Genomic DNA, 18,620 nt, shown 5'->3' on the forward strand with positions numbered 1-18,620 from the left:
CCCCCGTTCGGCGTCGCCGTCGAAGGCCGAGACCCAGGCCGTAGCGGTCTCGTTCTTCGTGCCGGCATCCGATGCACGTCCGGCGTCGGATCCCGCCTCGTCGGTTTCGCCTCCGCCGCACGCAGCCAGCAACAACGCCACCAGGATCGACACGGGCTTCATCGGGGCTCCAATCGCAGGATCTCGCCGTCGGAGTGATCGGTCAGCAGGTAGAGGAAGCCGTCGGGCCCCACGCGCACGTCGCGGATCCGCCGCGCGCGATCGGCCAGCAGTTCCTCCTGGTGCACCACCTCGTCGCCCTCGAGCACGACGCGTCGCAGGTGCGTGCCGGCCAGGGCGCCGACGAACAGGTCGCCCTCCCACCGGGGGAACGCCGTGCCGTCGTAGAACGCCATCCCACTCGGTGCGATCGACGGGGTCCACTGCAGAACGGGTTGCTCCATGCCCGGTGCGTGGGTCTTCTCGCTGATGATCGCGCCCGAGTAGTCGATGCCGTAGGTGATCGCCGGCCATCCGTAGTTCGCGCCGGCGCGCAGCACGTTGATCTCGTCGCCACCCTTCGGCCCGTGCTCGTGCATCCAGATCGATCCGTCGCTCGGCCGCACGTCGATGCCCTGGCCGTTCCGGTGGCCGTAGCTGAAGACCTCGGGGGCTCCCTCCTGCCCGTCGACGAACGGGTTGTCGGCGGGAATCGATCCGTCGGGGTTCAAGCGCACGACCGTGCCCAGATGGTTCGACGGATCCTGTGCCTCGTCCATCTCGGTGTAGCGCTCGCCGAGGGTGACGAAGAGCGTGCCGTCGCGGGCGAAGACCAGGCGCGATCCGTAGTGAAGGGACCCCGGCGTCTTGGGACGCGCGCGGAAGATCACCTCGACTTCGGTCAGGGCATCGCCCGCGAGACGCCCGCGCGCGACCTCGGTGTTCACACCACCCTCGCCGTCGCCGGCGTAGGACAGATACACCCAGCGGTTCTCCGCGAAGTCGGGATGCAGGACCACGTCGAGCAATCCACCCTGGCGCCGCGAATTCACCGCGGGCACGCCGTCGATCGGTTCGTCCACGAGCACCCCGTCGCGCACACGCCGCAGGAAGCCCGGACGTTCGGTGACGAGCATGTCACCGTTGGGCAGAAAGGTCAGTCCCCAGGGGTGGCGCAGACCGTCGACCACCCGCACGACCTCGAAACGGTGTTCCTCGCTCCGGCCCGCGCCGATCGCCGGCAGACCGTTCCACACGAGAGCAACGAGGATCGCGACCAGGAGGACATCGCGTCGACGCATCTCTCACCTCCGTCGAAAGTCGGTACTCGGAAGTCGGACGTCGTTCAGCTCCAGTCGCGCACGACGAAGTGCACGGCCAAGGCGACGGCCAGGACGGCCGGGACGACGACCCATGTCAGCATCCAACGACGACCGGTCCAGACCCGCCACATCGCGTAGCCGGCGTACAGCGAGACGAAGGGCGATGCGGCCAGCAGGGTCCCGGTGTCGATCCCCAGGACCATGCCCTGCAGGATCGGAACGGCACCGCCGAGCAACAGCGGGAAGAACTGACGGGCGGACGGCAGCATGGCCACGACCCCGCACCAGGCGAACAGCACCACGATCAGCCAGGGCAGGGCCAGCACCTCGAAGCGGGCCGGTGGCGTCCACCCTCCGGCCGCGGCGACGAAGCGCTTCAGGGCCGCCGCCCAACCCCGGCCGCCGTCGTCGGTGGCCTCCTCGAGGGTCAGCGCCACCAGATCGGTGCCCCGGCTCCAGGCGCTGGCATCGGTCGATCGGCCGTCTCGCTCCAGCACCCGCTCGGCGTAGCGCGCGCTCGCCGGACGGGCACGGACGGAATCCGTCGGCGCCGGAAGCGGGGGCGCCGCCACGGTTCCCGTGCGAGCGGCCGCGTGCATCCGGGCCAGGTCGCCGATCACCGGCAACTGCGGATCGCCGTTGCCCACGACCGCGTTGCGCACCGCGACGGGCGTGACGATCACGGTCCAGCCGACCACCACCCACAACAGGGTCCACGCGAAGCCCCGGCGCCGGAACCGGTTGCTGGTGGCGGGAAGCCATGCGACGGCAGCGATCGCCCAGAGCAGACCACCCCCGCTGAACAGGGTGAGCAGTCCGGCGTACAGACCGATCCGCAGGGCGAGCTTCGGCTCGCGCCGACGCGCGGTGCGCATCATCGCGCCGGCCACCAGGATCGCCAACGCCGCCTGCCATCCCTCGACGCCGGGCACCTCGAACACGGCCACTGCGGGCGCGGCCACCGCCCACAGCCCGGCCCCCAGCACCGCGGCGTCGAAATCGAGCCAGCGTTCGCCGAGCCGCAGGAGCGTGATCACCACGATCGCCGTGGCCACCAGCTCGACGACGAGCAGGAACAGCCACTGCCGGTTCAGGACCTCGCTGATCGCGAGGATCAGATCGGGCAGAGGTGGATCGATCCACGGCCACCGCGGCGACAGGAGGAAGTCGGGCAGAGAGACCGGCGCGTCGGGAGCCGACTCGCCGGAACGCAACTGGGTGAGAACGCGGAGTCCACCCGCGAGCAGAACGAGCGCGAGCGTCGTCACGACCCGCGTGCTCGACGACACGGCTCCGGCCTGGAGCTCCTGCGCGCGCATGGGCGCCTTTCGTCGGTGTCGCTCCCGGTCCTGCCGGGAGCTGCGATCAGTAGGCCCGGGCGAACACCACGCGCTGTTCACTGGGCTCGCCGGTGACCATGCACCGGCCCGGCTCGGCGTCCGCGGGATCGAGCGGCTGCAGCGGGATGCACCGGATGGTGGCCTTGGTCTCCTGCTGGATCCGTTCCTCGGTCTCTCCGGTGCCGTCCCAGTGGGCCAGGATGAATCCGCCCTCGCTGTCGAGACACTCCTCGAACTCGTCGTAGGTGTCCACGCGGTGGGTGTTGGCGTTGCGGAAGTCGAGCGCGCGCTGGTAGACGTCACGCTGCACGGTCTCGAGCAGGCCCTTCGCCTCGGCCACGAGGACTTCGACCTTCTTCTGTTCCTTGGTCCCGGTGGCCCGGTTGGCCAGGCGCACCTCGCCCTTCGCCACGTCCTTCGGGCCGACCTCGACGCGCAGGGGCACGCCCTTCAGCTCCCACTCGGCGAACTTGAAGCCGGGGCGCATCTGGTCGCGGTCGTCGAGCTTCGTGCGTACGCCCACGTCCTTCAGGCGCTGCTCGATCGCAACGGCTGCCTCGACCACGGTCGACCGTTCCTCGTCACCCTTGTAGATCGGCACCACCACGGCCTGCACCGGGGCGATCCGCGGCGGGAGCACCAGGCCGGCGTCGTCGCCGTGCGCCATCACGAGTGCGCCGATCAGGCGCGTGGACACCCCCCAGCTCGTGGCCCACACGAACTCGCGTTCGCCCTCGGCGTTGTTGAAGGTCACGTCGAAGGCCTTCGCGAAGTTCTGACCGAGGTTGTGCGACGTGCCGGCCTGCAGGGCCTTCTTGTCGCCCATGAGGGCTTCGATGCAGTAGGTGCGCACCGCGCCTGCGAACTTCTCGCGATCGGTCTTCAGACCGGTGAGCACGGGCATGGCCATGAAGTCCTCGGCAAAGGTACGGTAGACCTCGAGCATGCGTAGGGTCTCCTCCTGCGCCTCCTCGGCCGTGGCGTGGGCCGTGTGACCTTCCTGCCAGAGGAACTCGGTGGTGCGCAGGAACAGACGCGTGCGCAGCTCCCAGCGCATGACGTTCGCCCACTGGTTGAGCAGGATCGGCAGGTCACGGTAGCTGCTGATCCACTTGCGCAGGGAGTCCCAGATGATGGTTTCGCTGGTCGGGCGGATCACGTAGGGCTCTTCGAGTTCCTTGCCGCCGGCGTGTGTGACCACGGCCAGCTCCGGTGCGAAGCCCTCGACGTGCTCGGCTTCCTTGTTGATGAAGTTCTGCGGGATCAACAGTGGGAAGTAGGCGTTGACGTGTCCCGTCTCCTTGAACATGCGATCGAGCTCGCCCTGCATGTTCTCCCACAGCGCATAGCCGTAGGGCTTGATGATCATACAGCCCTTCACCGGCGCGTAGTCGGCCAGGTCGCCGCGCTGGACGACCTCCTGGTACCAGCGAGGATAGTCTGCGGACTGTTTGGTGAGCCAGTCGGCCATGGCGACCTCGGGATGTCGGACGGAGAGGCGGGAACGGAACGTCGCCGCACGCCGGATCCGGCGCGCGGCGAACGGCGAAGGTAGCACGCGGACGGGGGCCCGGCAACGGCCCCGCGACGAGGGTCAGACGCAGCCGTCGATGGCCCGGGCCAGGTCGAAGTCGAGCTCGGTGAGCCCCCCGGCATCGTGGGTGGACAGCGCGATCTCGACGCCGTTGTACACGTTGCTCCAGTCCGGGTGGTGGTCGCGCTTCTCGGCGTGCAGGGCCACGCGGCTCATGAAGCCGAAGGCAGCGGTGAAATCGTCGAAGCGGAAGCTCCGGCGGATGGTGTCGCCGTCGCGGGACCATTCGGGAACGGTCTCCAGGGCCTTCGCGATGGCGGCGTCGTCGAGCTTGCTCGGGCGGGGCATGGCGGCCTCCGTGCGGGGGATGTTCGTGCGCACTTCCTAAGCCGTGCTGCGGTGACCCGCCACGAGAACGGGGCGGATCCCGACGGACCCGCCCCTCCCCGGCAACCAACGGGGGATTCCCGAGTCTACTGTGCCATGAGCATCTTCTGGGTCGAGGCGAAGTCCTCGGACCGCATACGCGCGAAGTACACCCCGCTGGCCACGGTCCGTCCGCTGGTGTCGCGTCCGTCCCAGACCACCTCGTGATGGCCCGCGGGCATGGGCTCGTCGACCAGTGTGACCACGGCCCGACCGCGGGCGTCGTACACGCGCAATTGCACCGGGGCGGTACGCGGCACCGCGAAGCGGATCAGGGTCCGCGGGTTGAAGGGGTTCGGCACGTTGCGCTCGAGCGCGAAGGTGGTGGGTCCGCGCAGGTCGGCCGGCACATCGGTCGCCACCGCGTTCCACGTGAAGCCGGCCGCGACCAGGGCGTTCTGACCGTCGGGGTTCTCGACGACCACGTCCCACGTGCCGCGGTCGGCGGGCTCGGCCGTGAAGGTGGCGAGCACGCGATCGGTGTCGAGCCACTCGACCTCGGTCGCCTCGATCGCCGGATCGCCCGAGCGGATCATCCGTACCGTGGCACCGTGGGCGATCCGATCGGCTCCCTCGAGCGCGACCGTGATCGTCGAGCCGTCGGCCTGCGCCGTGGCCGGCTGGACGCCCGCGAACACCGGTGCCGGATTTCCGGCCCGCCACGCGACCTGCACGGTATCGCCGACGTCGTTCATGCTCAGGATGGAGATCGCCGTGGGCATCCCGTCGTTCGACCCGGTGCCGGGAGTGGTCGAGCCGTCGAAACTCGACAACAGGCCCGGCCACGGATCTCCCTCGTCACCGCGGTTCGCGGATCCCAGGGCGAGCAGGTTGTAGGCACCGTCGGCCTCCTCCACCACGATGCCACGGGCGGCGGCATCGTCGGTCCCACCGCTGTTGCCGTACCGCGACTTCATCACCGCGTCGTCCACGTGGTAGATCAGCAGGCCCTCGGCCTTGAGATTCACGTCGAATCCACGACGGCGGCGGTTCTCCACGAGCCAGTACTCGTCGACCGGATTGTCGGTCTCGTTGCGCGGGCAGTACCACCCCTCGCGATGTTCCTCGAAGTCGGCCGCGTACGACTCGCCCCCACCGACGACCGAGACCTCGTCGAAGGCGAAGGCCGCGCAGCTCGACGCGTAGGCACCGTCCTCGTTCGAGAAGGCCGTGTCCGACCGGAAGCGGAACTTCACGCGGTAGTCGACCGGGCCGGAGCCGAGCAGAGCGGTGAGATCGTGCGTAGCGGTTCCGCTGCTCGTCCAGTCGTAGACGTCGAGCTGGGCCTCCACACCGTCGACCTCCACGATCGCGAAGACGAAGTCGAAGCCTCCTTCGGTGTCGACGGCGTAGTCGTAGCTCAGCGTCACCGGGCCGTTGCCGTCGTAGTGGAAGTCACGCGCCACCGTCTCGACCCAGCGATTGCCGTAGCCCTTCGGCTCGACCCATCCACGAGCGGTGCTCTCGTCGAGAGTCGCCCCCAGGGCCATGGATGCGTCTCCGGCGATCGCGCAGTCGGTCCGGACCCGCCAGCGGTCGTGGTCGAAGGGCAAGCGGTACACGGTGTCCGAATCGAACACCGGCGCGACGTCGGTCACGACGGGCTCGGGGCCGATGTCGATCACGTCCACCCAGCCGAGCTCGGCCTTGGTCCACGCGCTCATGTGCGCGGGAGACTCGGGGCGGTTCCAGTTCCCCGACGCCATCAGGCACCAGTGGCCCACGCCGTTGGCGCCACCGCCGTTCGTGTCGTAGAGATCGGGAAGGCCGAAGGCGTGGCCGAACTCGTGGCAGAACACGCCGATCTGGATCATGTCGACTCCGTTGCAGTCGAGCCCGGGCTGCATGACGTAGTCGTCGATGACGATCGGTTCGCCGCTCGGTGAGAGGTCGTTGGTCTGCAGGGGCACCTGGGCCCACGCCGGGTACCGCCAGCGATGGCTCCAGATGTGCGGATTGTCGCCACCGCACTCCCCCCCGAAGGCGGGGTGCACGAAGGCCACGAAGTCGACCCGACCGTCGTCGTCACCGCTGTTGGGGATTCCGTCGGGACCGTCGTTGTCGAACTGACCGAAGTCCACGGTGGCATCGTGCGCGGTGATCGTCTCGGCGATCAGTTCTCCGATCTTCGCGTCGGCCGGACTCAGCCCGTTCGACGCGCCGGCGTAGTAGCTCTCGTCCTCGTTCAACTGCGTCCAGCCGATCACCTGTCCGCCGACACTCGCGCGACCACCGCTGATCTCATGGTAGAAGTCGGTGAGGCTGGCCCCCTGGGCGTCGAACAGGCGCTGCTCGAGGTCCGCGGGATTCCAGGGCACGGTGTCGGTGTCCGCGAAGCTCACGGTGAACACGGGCACCGAGTAGTTCCCGCTGACCGCGGTCTGCGCTCCACGGGCCAGGGCGCCGTCGGCCAGCGCTGCCCGCGCCGCCGCCGCGCGCTCGGCCACCCCGATCCAGGCGTGGCCGAAGGAGAAGGCGCGGGGGTCCCGCTCCATGAGCTCCCGCGCGGCGGGAGGCAGCTCGACACCGGGTCGAGGCGCGCACAACTGCGCCATCGAACCCGACGACTGGGTCAGGATCGTCAGCAGAACCGCGAATGTGGTGGCGATGACGGGCCGTCGCATGGAGCCTCCGGAAACTTCGGGACCTGACGACGAACACACACCGACCGAGGCACTGCACAGAACTGCAGTCGGCGCGCCACACGTCGCGTTCCGGGTCGCGGTCGAACACGGAACGGGGCTTCGGAGACGGGGGCCATGGGGGTTCTACTGTCCCAACAGGCGTGCGTCTAGATTCGCACACGAAGGGTGGCCGTGACCAGTGTCAGTCGAGCGTCGTCCTCTTCGTCCCGGTGTGATTCCGGCTCGTCGCTCAGGAACAGTTCGACCGATGTCGAAGCGCTGATCCGGTAGCTGGCCAGTACAGTGCTTCTCAGGAACCAGTAGTCACTGTACAGGTCCAGGCCGCCACCGAGGGGCTCGCGGTAGTCCCGATGCCCCAGTTCCTCGCTCACCGACAGGAAGAGACGGTCTCCGCCGAAGCCGTCGAACGAGACCACCAGGCTCGGCTGGACGTACTCGTCCTCGTTGGGCGCGGGGGCACTCAGCCAGCTCAGACGAGGCTCCACGCTCCACTCCCAGGTGCTCCAGCGGCGCGCGACGGCGACGCCCGTCCGGCCCAGGGCGAGGTCGTAGTACGCATCGCGGCTCTCGTCGTAGTCCAGCCACTCCATGGCGGAGCGCCATCGCAGCTCCCAGTCCTCGTCGACTCGCAGGCGCACCTCGGGCTCGACCACCAGATTCAGCAGCGAGCTGCGCTGTTCCTCGTCGTCGTACACGCGGCGCTCGATCCAGTGCACCAGAGCCAGTCGCCAGGGCCCGGCCGTGTCGTGGGACCATTCGGCGAGCCCGAACCACCGGTCGTAGGCGAAGAGCGCCGGTCCCACCTCCTGTCCTTCTTCCGAGGTCGACGCGAAGTCGTCGACCGATCGACGACCGAGACCGATCTCCAGATCGAGCCACTGGCCCAGGCCTCCCCGCAGCTGACTCGTGAGGGCGAGATCGAAGCGTTCGTTGTCGATCTCGAACTCACCGGGATCCTCGTAGCGCGTCACCCGGCCTCGAGTGCGCAGACCGACTTCCCAGCCCTGGTGGGCCGCCCAACGCCAGTGCGCACGGAGCCGTCCTTCGCCGACGTCCGAGCTCAGCGCGTAGTCGGTGTCGTCGCGGAAGCGACGCCCCTCGAAGTCCAACTGGAGGTCGAGGCGTTGGACCTCGTCGCGCAGATCCACGTCGAAGGTCGCGTCGCCACGCCAGGTGTCGGTGCCGGCCGAGAAACGGGTGCGGAGGTCGGCGCCGCGATCACGGTCGCCCACCCGCAGTCCGAACTCCGCGGCACCGCGCAGCTCGGTGAACACGTCGGTCTCGGTGCGCAGCGTGCTCTCGTCGCTGAGCAGCGACTCGCTGGCGAACTCGGTCAGGCGGTAGATCTGGGCGAAGCTGTCGACGCCGAACTCGAAGGTCGCACGGGGCTGCCACCGCACCTCGGCCGGGACCTCCGACGCGGCCAACGTGGTCAGCAGGAACAAGGGCAGGATCGGGCGCACGTCGACACGGGGCGGGAAGGGGGCCCTCCCGCCGAACCCCGGTCGGCGGGAAGCCGTGGACACGACCTCGTGGCGCGTCGAGGTCTAGCCGCGGCCTCGGCCGACCTGGCGTTGCAGCCGGGCCAGCAGATCGGCGGCGGCGCGGATGTGCTGCTGGGCACGTGACTCGTCGTCGTCCTCCAGTGCCCGTCGGGCCCTGTCCCGCGCCTCGGCCGCCTGCCGCAGGAGACGGACGGCGGGATCGGGGAGGTCGTTCCCGAAGCGATCGCGGATCCGTTCGATCTGGGCATCGAGGCGGTCCAGGGCTCGCTCGGTGCGGCTGCCGGCCCGCGAGCCGGACCGCTCGGCTTCGTCCATCACGCGACGGGCGGTCAGGATCTGCTGCGCGCTCTCCCGTGGGCGACCGTTGCGGAGGGCGACCGCGGCGCGTTCGAGCAGACGTTCGAGGATCTTCGCCTCGGCCTCGGCCACGAGTCCCCCACCGCGCATGCGCTCGAACCGCTCCCGTGCCCGCTGCAGCGATGCCGCCACCCGCTCGGTGTCCGGGGCATCGCCCTCACGCTCGCGCAGCGTCTGCAGCACGGTCAGCGCGTTCTGGGCCAACCGCAGCGCCTGTTCGAAGCGACCGTCGCGCCACTGGAACCCCGCGCGATCGATGAGTTGCGCAGCCTGCGCCCGGAGACGCTCGTCGCCACCGTCGGCGCGTTCGAGCTGCTGCCGCGCGCGCTCCAGGGTGCGCCGCGCGTTCTCCTCCTGGCTCAGGTCCTCCCTCAACTGACGAGCCGCCCGCGTGGTCAGGTCCCGCGCACGCAGCGTGAAGGTGAGACTGTTGCGCAGGTGCAGGTTCGCCTGCGGGCTCAGGGCGGTGTCGCCGGACTCGCGGAAGGCGTCCTCGGCCGCGCGCAGGGCCTCCTTGGCCCGCACCTGGATCCGCCGCGCCTGGTCCACGAGCTCTCGGACAGCAGGGAGGTTCGACTGCGTGGCGCGCCCGTTGATCTCGACCCACAGGTCCTGGGTGCGCTCGAGTTCACGCTCTACCCTGCTGTGGCGCTCCAGGAATCCCCGGAACTCGAAGCTCTGCGCGTCGGACGACCCCGCGGATCCCACGAGGACCACGACGCACGCGACCAGCGACAGCGTCCGGGACGCGATCCGGCGGGAGGAGAGGCAGCGGTGATGGTGTCGTCGGCGGACCATGATGAACCTCGTCGGGTGATCCCCAGGTACATCGAAGGGGGATGCACGGTCCGTTCCCGGCGCCGGAAGCGTCCGGACCCGGCCCGGCCGAGGTGACAAATCCTTCGTCGGCAACAGTTTGCGGGATGCACCGCCCGGGATCAACGTCGGGGAAGGTCGAGCGGACGGGCTCACGGTGTCCCTCAGCGTACAAGCGTGTCCCCTGGGGGGCGCCCCGATGCGGATCAGGTCCCCGGATCGTCGATCGGAATCCTCAGCCGCTCCATCCTCGAGTAGAGGGCACGCCGGGTCAGGCCGAGCATCTCGGCCGCCTGGGTCTTGTTTCCCGCGGCCCGCCGCAGGGCGAGACGGATCAGACGACGCTCGTGCTCCTCGAGGTTCAGGTCGACGGGCTCGTCGCCGACCTTCGCACCCGATCCGCGCGAACGCGGGAGCACCACGTGTTCGGGCCGAAGCGCCGTGTCGCCGGCGAGGATGTGCGCACGCTCGAGCGTGTTGCGCAGCTCGCGGACGTTTCCGGGCCACGAGTGCGCCCGCAGCGCTCGGAGCACTTCCGGCGAGAGTCGCTCGTCACGTCGGCCGAGATCGGTCATCAGGCGCGCGGCGACGATCTCGATGTCTTCGAGTCGATCGCGCAGCGCCGGCAGGTCGACCGGGAACACGTTGAAGCGGTAGTAGAGATCCTCGCGGAAGTCGCCGTCGTCGATCAACCGCTCGAGGTCCTTGTTCGTGGCCGCCACGATCCGCACGTCGACCTCGATCTCGCTGCGCCCCCCCACGGGGATGAACTTCCGTTCCTCGAGCGCACGCAGAAGCTTGCTCTGCACGCCGGCATTCGCCTCGCCGAGCTCGTCGAGGAAGATCGTCCCACCGTGCGCGAGCTCGAAGAACCCCTTCTTGTCCTGGTCGGCGCCCGTGAAGGCCCCCTTGGTGTAACCGAACAACTCGCTCTCGAGCAGCGAATCGGGGATCGCCGCGCAGTTCACCGGCACGAAGGGCCCGCCGGCGCGCTGGCTGTGCCGGTGGATGGCCTTGGCGCACAGCTCCTTGCCCGTGCCGCTCTCGCCGCGGATGAGCACCGTGGCGTCGGTGGGCGCCACGCGGAGGATCAACTCCTTCACCTGGTGCATGGCCGGACTCTCGCCGACCATGTCCCACTTCTCGGCCGTGCGTGTGTGCAGTTCGCGCTGACGCGCCTGCGCCGTCTTCATCTCGCTCTGCTGCACGAGCCGATCGGCGAGCAGGTTCAGCTCGTCGAGGTCGACCGGTTTGTTCAGGTAGTGCGCCGCACCGGCCTTCATCGCCGCGACCGCGGTCTCGACCTCACCGTAGGCGGTCATCATGACCACGGCCGTCTGCGGCCGACCGGCCTTGATGCGCTGCAGGAGTTCCATGCCGTCGATCGGGTCCATCCGGTGGTCGGTGAACACGATGTCGGCGGGGGCTTCGTCCAGTTCCGCGAGGGCCTGGCGGCCGTTCGCAGCGGTGCGGACGTCGTGTCCGCGTCGGCCGAGGGATCGCGCGACCACGTCGCACATGCGCTGTTCGTCGTCCACCACCAGGATCCGGGCCACGTCAGTCCTCCTGCGCGACGTCGACCGAGCGGACGTCGTCGGGGACGGGAAGATCCACCGTGAAGGTACTGCCCCGTCCGGGTTCGGTCTCGAGCTCGATCCGGCCCCCGTGGTCCTCGACGATCCGCTGGACCACGTGGAGTCCGAGTCCCGAACCCTTCTCCTTGCTGGTGACGAAGGGCTCGAAGATATCCTGCGCCCGTGCAGGGTCCATGCCGGTGCCGGTGTCCCGCACATGCAGCGCGACGCGACCGTCCACCGAGTCGAGTCGCAGGTCGAGCGTACCACCCTCGGGCATGGCCTGCACCGCGTTCAGTACGAGGTTCAGGACGACCTGTTGCAGACGGCGTGGATCGGCCCACAGCGCCAGCCGATCGACGGAGTCCAGGTTGGACCTCACCGCCACCCCCGCGCTCTGCAGGTCGCGCTCGACCAACTTCAGCGTCCGTCGTACCAGCCGCACCAGATCCACGGTCTCGGGGCGAAGGGGCGCGTCCCTGGCGAACTCGAGGTAACCGGTCAGCGTCTCGTTCAGTCGATCGACCTCTTCGGGAATGTAGCGGACGAGGTCGCTGTCGACGCCGGCATCGTCGAGTTCCTCGCGCAACAACTGCGCGGTGTTCTTGATGATCCCCAGGGGATTCCGGATCTCGTGGGCGATTCCCGCCGCCATTCGGCCCATCGCACCCAGTTGTTCGCTGCGTGCCAGGGCCGCGTGCGCACGGGCGAGCCGCTGGGCGTAGAACAGATACACGGCGACCGCCGTCGTCAGGAGCACCACGAGAGCGACACCGACGAACACCAGGGTTCCCCGCAGCGTGCGCAGGGTGTCGAAGAAGTCCGGAGCGGCGTGGACCGCGACGTGGCCGAGCAATTCCGCCTCGGAGCCACCGGAATCCAGGATCGGCCAGAACGCCGCCTTCAGGTACTCGTCCTGCTCGGTCGCGCGGGTGGGCAGATGAACCGGTTCGAGCGACGACAGGGCCAGGAAGGCTTCGCCGAACAGGAAGTCGTCGGGGCTGCCCGGTGTCCGCAGACCGGAGGTGTCGAGGAGAACCGTGCCCTCGAAGGAATACACGACGACGTAGTTGACGTCACGCCGCAGAGCCAGGTCCGTCAGGTGCGCCCGGAGACCGGCCGGCCGCAGGGGATCAAGGTCCTCTCCCTCGAGAGTCCACTGCGTCAGACTCTCGGGCGCCGCCGTGGCCGCGACCTCCTCGGCGATCAGCAGGAGGCGCTCGCCCATCTCGCGGTCGAGTGCTTCGCGACTGCGCTCGTAGATGGTCCAGAGCCCCGCGCCCGAAGCGATCGCCACGAGCACACCCAGGGTCAGGGCGCCCAGGACCTGCGCCCGCCGCCCGGGCACACCCGGATCAGCCGAGCGCCTGGGTCTGATCCGCGGCATGATAGGAGCTGCGTACGAAGGGACCCGACTCGACCCACGCGATGCCGGCGCGACGACCACGCTCGGCGATGCGATCGAAGTCCTCGGGATCGTAGAACCGCTCCACGCGGTGGTGTCTCGCCGAAGGCTGCAGGTACTGCCCCACGGTGAGGATGTCCGCACCCGCGCCGGCCACGTCGTCGAACAGGCGGTCGAGTTCGTCTTCGGTCTCTCCCAGACCGACCATGATTCCTGTCTTCACCAGTGGCCGCGGGCGATGCATGTGCGCCCGACGAAGCACCTCCAGGGAACCGCGGTAGCTCGAGCGGGGGCGCACGCCGGCGTACAGGCCCTCGACCGTCTCGAGGTTGTGCGCGAAGACGTCGGCGCCGACGGCCAGCACCGCTTCGAGCGCGCCGACCTTGTCGCGGAAGTCGGGCGCGAGCAGTTCGATCTTCGTGTCGGGACACTGGTCCCGCAGACGCTCCACGAGGTCGACGAACACCGCGGCCCCACCGTCGTCCAGGTCGTCGCGATCGACGGAGGTGATCACCACGTGGTCCAGCCCGATCTCCTGCACCGCGTCGACCAGGCGGCGCGGCTCGTCACGATCGACCTCGCCCGTCCACCCGTAACCCACGTCACAGAAGGTGCAACGCCGGGTGCACTGGTGGCCCAGGATCAGGAAGGTGGCGGTCCGTGCGTTCCAGCACTCGCCGATGTTGGGACACCTGGCCTCTTCGCAGATCGTGTTCAGCCCCTGCTCGCGGAACAGACGCTTGAGTTCGAAGTAGTCCTTGCCCGTTCGCGAGCGCATGGTCAGCCACGAGGGCTTGCCCCGCCGCGGATCGCCCATGCGGTGCTTGCGCCGAAGGGGGCGCGGGGCGGGATCGGACTCGGCAGTGGATCGACGCACGGTGGCCTCGTTCGGGGGCGGAATCGGCGGCCCGGGGCCACGATCACATCTGAACCCTGGCAATCCGGCCGACGATCGTGGATGGTGCGCACGGTAGTCCAGGCCCTGGACATTGACAAGACGGCCCCTGCGGCCGCAGCGCCGAGCCACCATGGATTCCTTCGCGACCGAATGGGGTCAGATCGTCGTCCTGGCCGTCGTGGGCTTCGTGGCCGGCTTCATGAACGTGTTCGCCGGCGGGGGCTCGCTGCTGACGCTGCCGATCATGCTGTGGCTCGGAATGCCCGCGCCGGTGGCCAATGCCACCAACCGCATCGGTCTGATCACCCAGAACATCGCCGCCACCACCGCCTTCCATCAGGGACACGTGCTGCCCCTGGGGACGGTGCTGAGATTGTCGCTCGTGGTGATCCCGGGATCGCTCCTGGGCGCCTGGCTGGCGATCGACATCGACGAGACCCTCTTCCGTCGGATCCTCGTCGGTGTCATGCTGGTTTCGCTGTGGGCGATCCTGCGCAGGAAGCCCGCGCGCGAGGTCTGGAAGCCGCGGACCGACGGGGTCACCTGGCAACTCGTACTCAGCTTCCTCGGCATGGGATTGTACGCGGGCTTCATCCAGGCGGGCCTGGGCTTCGTGATCATCGCGGTGCTCACCTCGGTCGGCCACTTCGACCTGATCCGGACGAACGCGATCAAGGTCGCGACCGTGCTGATCGCCCAACTGGTGGCCTTGACGGTCTTCGGACTGACCGGGACCGTGGACTGGGCCGCCGGGGCGGCGCTCGCCCTGGGCAGCACCACGGGTGCCTGGTCGGCTGCCCACGTCCAGCTCGCACAGGGGGCGCTGTGGGTGCGCCGGGTGGTGGTCGCCCTGCTGGTACTGTTCACCCTGCGCCTGGTGTACGAAGGATTCGTGGCGGGAGTGTGATGGCTTCGAAGCGTTCGACCGGTGTGGTTCTCTGGATCCTCGCCCTCTTGATCATGCTGGCCGCGGCCACCTACCAACGCCGTACGGGACCGACCTACCCCCTGGACGTGACGGTCGACGTCGCGGGACAAACCGTCGAGGTCGAGTTGCCGCGCTCGGCAACCACCGATGCTCCGGCCACGGTGACCTGGCCGGCGCATGCCGACGTCGATCGCGTGTGGCTGGTCTGGAAACGCTACCCCTCCGAGGACCCTCCCAGCCGCGTCGCCTTCGGTCCCGACGGGACCGCCGAGCTCCCGGTCCAACCCGCCGCCGGCAAGCTCGAGTACCACCTGCTGGTCCGGACCCACGCAGGGCAGGACCTGCTCCTGCCACCGGGTCAGGACCCGCCCGTGCTGCGCTACAAGGACCCGGTTCCCCTCGCCGCCCTGCTCCCCCACGTGGTCATGATGTTCCTGAGCATGCTACTGGGCGTCCGCGCGGCCCTGGCTTCCGTCGCCGGCCGGAACGAGACCCGCTGGCTGGTCCCGCTGACGGCCGTCGGCCTCACCCTGGGCGGAATGATCCTGGGCCCGGTCGTGCAGAAGTACGCATTCGGTGCCTACTGGACGGGCTGGCCGCTCGGCGGCGACCTCACCGACAACAAGACGCTGCTCATGTGGGTGGTCTGGGCAGCGACGGCGATCGCGCTCGCCGTGCGTCCGTCGTTGCGCCCGCGCTGGACCGGACGGGCGATGATCCTCGTCGCGACGGCCGTCATGCTCGCCGTCTACCTGATCCCGCACAGTCTGCGCGGCAGTCAGCTCGACTACGAAGCCCTGGAGTCCGGTGTGGACGCCCACGAGGCCATCCGGACCGGCAAGACGGAGTGATCCCGCCTCAGGGGCGTCCCCAGCGCACGGTGCCCAGACGATCGTCGGGATCGAAGTGCCTCTTCAACACGTCGCTCACGGCAACGGTCGCGGGATCGGCGTAGCGATCGTACACGCGCTGGTTGTGGGGCCCCACACCGTGCTCGGCACTGTAGCTGCCCCCGAAGTCCTCCACGCACAGGGCGTAGATCGAGTCCTGCAACGAGAGCCAGGACTCCGAGCCCGGACGGAGATCGCGCGTCGCGGGATCGTTCGGATCGATCAGCAGATTCACGTGGGTACCCCCGTCCCCCCAGTGGCCGTAGTCGCACACCCGCAGGCTCGGCCACCGTTCCGCCACGCGCCGGCGGATCGCCTCCGAGAACTCGGCCAGTCGCGACCGCGGGACCGACAGGTCGAAGGCCAGGACCTCGCCCTCCAGACGAATCGCCTCGGTCACGGAGTGCCGCAGGTGCCAGAAGGCGTCGTCCTGTTCGAGCAGGATGGCGTCGTCGTCGACCCCGGCGACCGTCGCCGCGACGCCGGACACGGTGCCCAGCACGAGCGTCGGCAGATCGAGTCGCTCGGGGGTGCAACTCGTCGCGAACTCGACGAGGGCGACCATGGACGGGTCGCGATCGGGGAAGGGATCGCGCACGCGCGAACCGCGGCGCACCGTCACCTCGATCGCCTCGCGGCTGATCACCTCGAATGCGGCCAGGAAGTCACCCAGGGTGCGTTCCAGACGCGAAAGCAGGTCGAGCGCCACCGCCCCTTCGTCGATCGCGAACAACAGCGTGGTGGTCTGGACGGGCAGGGGCGCGAGATCCAGTGCTGCGCGAGTGATGACGCCGAAGCTGCCGCTGGTGCCCACGAAGAGCTGGGCGGGATCCAGACCCGTGTTGTTCTTGCGGAGCGGTTGCAAACGCCGCATCACGGTTCCGTCGGCGAGGACGACCTCGACGCCCAGCAGGTTGCTGCGCACGTCACCGTAGCGGACCAGGCGGGTCCCGCCAGTGTTGGTGGCGACCATTCCCCCGACCTGGGGATCGGCCCCGAGATCGATCGGATACCACAGGCCGTACTCGCGCAGCGCCTCGTTCAGAGTGCCCAGACCGACGCCCGCTTCGACGACGGCCACGCGGTCCACCGGGTCGATCCCGACGATACGGTCGAGCCGTTGCAATCCCATCACGAGCTGTTCGCCGCTGGCGTCGGGATTGGAGGCTGCGACCAGACCGGTGTTCGCTCCCATCGGCTGGAGCCGCACGCCGTGCTCGGCGCAACGGCGCATGACGGCTGCGACCCCTTCCGTCGACGACGGCAACACCACCGCCCGGGCCCGCCCTTCGCCGTAGCGCCAGCCCTTCTCGTACGGCGCGCGGTCTTCGGGGACGGTCAGGACCGCCGACTCGCCGACGTCGGCACGCAGGGCTCCGAGCAGCGCGGAATCGTTCATCGCGTGCCCGCGCCCAGAGATTCACCGAACAGGATCGCGCGTGTCACCGCGTACACGTCGGTGTTCGTGAATCTCGACGCATACCGTCCGTGCACTTCTTCCGCGCGCCATCCGGCCAGGCGCGAAAGGATGCCCCCGTGGACGTCGACGGTGCCGATCCAGGCCACGGTGAATTCCATCTCGCGGCCGCTGTCGTCGGCGCTGGCCACGAAGGGTGCAGTGTCGCGTCCGAGCATCCCGTCGGTCGGAACCCGAACGTCGTCCTCGGACCGTCCGGTCGGATTCACGCGTACGGTCGACCGCGGCGGCGACACCACCTGCAGCGAGCTGCCGTCGCTGTCGGCCGCGGTCAGGACGAAGGTCCGTGGGTTGCGCCGCACGAAGCGCAGACTGGCATCGATCACCCGGTCTGCGCTGCGAAGACCGACGAGCGTGCCGAGAGCGTTGTTCTTGTTGCCGAAGTTGTCGGTGCTCTCGACCTCGCTGACCAGCAGGAAGGGCTTGCCCGCGGCTTCCGCGTGCCGGCGCAGGACCTCGAGCGCGACGTCGTGCATCTCCTCGGCACGCGGAGGGTCGTAGCCAGGCGTCCCCGGTGGCGAGCCGTGCGTGATCAACCGACCCGCGCGCGGATCGAGCCGCGACGGTTCGTCGCGTACCAGACCCGCTGCGACCATGCGTTCCTCGGTCGTGTCGTTGAACACGTCCTCGGCCGCGAACAGCCCGAGCACGCGCGGCGTCCAGCCGGGCTCGGCCCGCAGACGCCGCGCGAAGTCCTCGAACCCGGCTCGGGTCCGCAGGACCACCCAACCGTCGCCGAGGAGTTCACGGACCAGGTTGCGACCGTCTTCGCGCGCGGCCCGATCCCCGCTCAGCGGGTCGACGTGCAGGTAGCAGTCCGGAGTGATCCGGTCACCGCACGGCGGGGCGTCGTCGGGAAGGAAGAAGGCCTCGCCCCCACCCAGGGCGACGACCGGGCGCACGTCGACGTCCTCGAATCCGGGACGTCCGTCGACGAACTGTCGGGCGATCTCGTTCGCCTCGTCGCGGTGCGAAGCCTCGGCCCAGTACACTCCGGTGCCGGGCTCGGGCAGGTCACCGTCGTTGACCAGGCCCACGGGGTGACCGGTGTTGGCCGCCTCCCGCAGAACACTGCCGTGATAGCCCGAGGCCGCGGTGATCTCGACCGATTCCTCCCGTGATCCGTCGCGACCGAAGGAGCCGCCCCCCTTCACACGCTGCCCGAAGGCATGGGCGGTGGCTCCGCCGTTGGACGTCGCCCCCAGACGGTCGGACATGTGCCCGCGGTAGACCAGCATCTCCGGCATGAGATCCCACGCCAATCGCCCGTCGGGACCTTTCCAGTAGGTCCGCGCGGCGTTCCACGAGTTGAGCGCCGCGCCGTCGGGATGGACGAAGATCACGTTGGCCGGCTGCGACTGCGACTGCGACTGAGCCCAGGCCGAGCCGACGGCGGTCACGAGGGAACCGAGGACGAGAGCGAGGTGTTGAAGGCGCATCCGCGTGTACCTCTCCTGACGACGATCGACCCGAACGGCGCGAATCGGTAGTCTACACGAGCGCTTCGCCCTTCCCAACCCATCG

Annotated in this window: 14 protein-coding genes; 2 read left to right on the plus strand and 12 right to left on the minus strand. The window is 69.0% G+C overall.

All coding sequences use genetic code 11. The features are described 5' to 3' along the window. Window positions 1-158: 158 nt before the first annotated feature. From VKA86_03565 to lipA, 10 genes are all read right to left on the minus strand, one after another. The gene (locus VKA86_03565) at window positions 159-1,280 is read right to left on the minus strand and encodes a PQQ-dependent sugar dehydrogenase (GenBank protein HKK70269.1); all 1,122 of its coding nucleotides are present in this window, start codon (window positions 1,278-1,280) and stop codon (window positions 159-161) included. A gap of 44 nt (window positions 1,281-1,324) precedes the next feature. Next, window positions 1,325-2,620: a hypothetical protein gene (locus tag VKA86_03570; protein HKK70270.1), complete on the minus strand. Its 1,296-nt coding sequence runs from the start codon at window positions 2,618-2,620 to the stop codon at window positions 1,325-1,327. A gap of 46 nt (window positions 2,621-2,666) precedes the next feature. After that, window positions 2,667-4,112: a proline--tRNA ligase gene (gene proS / locus VKA86_03575; GenBank protein HKK70271.1), complete on the minus strand. Its 1,446-nt coding sequence runs from the start codon at window positions 4,110-4,112 to the stop codon at window positions 2,667-2,669. 123 nt (window positions 4,113-4,235) lie between these two features. Continuing rightward, window positions 4,236-4,523: a 4a-hydroxytetrahydrobiopterin dehydratase gene (locus VKA86_03580; protein HKK70272.1), complete on the minus strand. Its 288-nt coding sequence runs from the start codon at window positions 4,521-4,523 to the stop codon at window positions 4,236-4,238. Window positions 4,524-4,648: 125 nt separating this feature from the next. Beyond that, window positions 4,649-7,225 carry a M6 family metalloprotease domain-containing protein gene (locus tag VKA86_03585; protein ID HKK70273.1) on the minus strand — a complete coding sequence of 859 codons (2,577 nt, stop codon included), beginning with the start codon at window positions 7,223-7,225 and terminating at the stop codon, window positions 4,649-4,651. 167 nt (window positions 7,226-7,392) lie between these two features. After that, window positions 7,393-8,709: a hypothetical protein gene (locus VKA86_03590; GenBank protein HKK70274.1), complete on the minus strand. Its 1,317-nt coding sequence runs from the start codon at window positions 8,707-8,709 to the stop codon at window positions 7,393-7,395. Window positions 8,710-8,793: 84 nt separating this feature from the next. Next, window positions 8,794-9,906, minus strand: a complete 1,113-nt coding sequence (locus VKA86_03595; GenBank protein ID HKK70275.1) for a hypothetical protein — start codon at window positions 9,904-9,906, stop codon at window positions 8,794-8,796. Window positions 9,907-10,130: 224 nt separating this feature from the next. Further along, window positions 10,131-11,480, minus strand: a complete 1,350-nt coding sequence (locus VKA86_03600) for a sigma-54 dependent transcriptional regulator (GenBank protein ID HKK70276.1) — start codon at window positions 11,478-11,480, stop codon at window positions 10,131-10,133. A 1-nt stretch (window position 11,481) separates the two neighbouring features. Further along, window positions 11,482-12,885, minus strand: coding sequence for an ATP-binding protein (locus VKA86_03605; protein ID HKK70277.1), 1,404 nt, complete (start codon window positions 12,883-12,885; stop codon window positions 11,482-11,484). Then, a complete protein-coding gene (gene lipA, locus VKA86_03610) occupies window positions 12,854-13,780 on the minus strand; it encodes a lipoyl synthase (protein HKK70278.1) in 927 nt (308 codons plus the stop codon). Before lipA ends, VKA86_03605 begins: the two co-directional genes overlap by 32 nt. Before the next feature lie 151 nt (window positions 13,781-13,931). Here lipA and VKA86_03615 point away from each other — a divergent pair, with 151 nt between their 5' ends. Together VKA86_03615 and VKA86_03620 are read left to right on the plus strand one after the other, a co-directional pair. Next, window positions 13,932-14,708 carry a sulfite exporter TauE/SafE family protein gene (locus VKA86_03615; protein ID HKK70279.1) on the plus strand — a complete coding sequence of 259 codons (777 nt, stop codon included), beginning with the start codon at window positions 13,932-13,934 and terminating at the stop codon, window positions 14,706-14,708. Beyond that, on the plus strand, window positions 14,708-15,580 hold the full coding sequence (locus VKA86_03620; protein ID HKK70280.1) for a hypothetical protein: 873 nt from the start codon (window positions 14,708-14,710) through the stop codon (window positions 15,578-15,580). Before VKA86_03615 ends, VKA86_03620 begins: the two co-directional genes overlap by 1 nt. 7 nt (window positions 15,581-15,587) lie before the next feature. Here VKA86_03620 and VKA86_03625 read toward each other — a convergent pair whose 3' ends face one another. Continuing rightward, the gene (locus VKA86_03625; GenBank protein ID HKK70281.1) at window positions 15,588-17,018 is read right to left on the minus strand and encodes an FAD-binding oxidoreductase; all 1,431 of its coding nucleotides are present in this window, start codon (window positions 17,016-17,018) and stop codon (window positions 15,588-15,590) included. Further along, on the minus strand, window positions 17,015-18,535 hold the full coding sequence (locus VKA86_03630; protein ID HKK70282.1) for an alkaline phosphatase: 1,521 nt from the start codon (window positions 18,533-18,535) through the stop codon (window positions 17,015-17,017). Before VKA86_03630 ends, VKA86_03625 begins: the two co-directional genes overlap by 4 nt. Between the last annotated feature and the right edge of the window lie 85 nt (window positions 18,536-18,620).

This window comes from Candidatus Krumholzibacteriia bacterium (genome assembly GCA_035268685.1).
In the GTDB taxonomy this organism is placed as follows: domain Bacteria; phylum Krumholzibacteriota; class Krumholzibacteriia; order JAJRXK01; family JAJRXK01; genus JAJRXK01.

Excerpts from the sequence above, each read along its gene's own strand:
- VKA86_03565 (HKK70269.1), bottom strand. The coding sequence starts at position 1,280 with ATGCGTCGACGCGATGTCCTCCTGGTCGCGATCCTCGTTGCTCTCGTG.
- proS (HKK70271.1), bottom strand. The coding sequence starts at position 4,112 with ATGGCCGACTGGCTCACCAAACAGTCCGCAGACTATCCTCGCTGGTAC.
- VKA86_03580 (HKK70272.1), bottom strand. The coding sequence starts at position 4,523 with ATGCCCCGCCCGAGCAAGCTCGACGACGCCGCCATCGCGAAGGCCCTG.
- VKA86_03625 (HKK70281.1), bottom strand. The coding sequence starts at position 17,018 with ATGAACGATTCCGCGCTGCTCGGAGCCCTGCGTGCCGACGTCGGCGAG.
- VKA86_03585 (HKK70273.1), bottom strand. The coding sequence starts at position 7,225 with ATGCGACGGCCCGTCATCGCCACCACATTCGCGGTTCTGCTGACGATC.
- VKA86_03595 (HKK70275.1), bottom strand. The coding sequence starts at position 9,906 with ATGGTCCGCCGACGACACCATCACCGCTGCCTCTCCTCCCGCCGGATC.
- VKA86_03620 (HKK70280.1), top strand. The coding sequence starts at position 14,708 with ATGGCTTCGAAGCGTTCGACCGGTGTGGTTCTCTGGATCCTCGCCCTC.
- VKA86_03615 (HKK70279.1), top strand. The coding sequence starts at position 13,932 with ATGGATTCCTTCGCGACCGAATGGGGTCAGATCGTCGTCCTGGCCGTC.
- VKA86_03605 (HKK70277.1), bottom strand. The coding sequence starts at position 12,885 with ATGCCGCGGATCAGACCCAGGCGCTCGGCTGATCCGGGTGTGCCCGGG.
- VKA86_03630 (HKK70282.1), bottom strand. The coding sequence starts at position 18,535 with ATGCGCCTTCAACACCTCGCTCTCGTCCTCGGTTCCCTCGTGACCGCC.
- VKA86_03570 (HKK70270.1), bottom strand. The coding sequence starts at position 2,620 with ATGCGCGCGCAGGAGCTCCAGGCCGGAGCCGTGTCGTCGAGCACGCGG.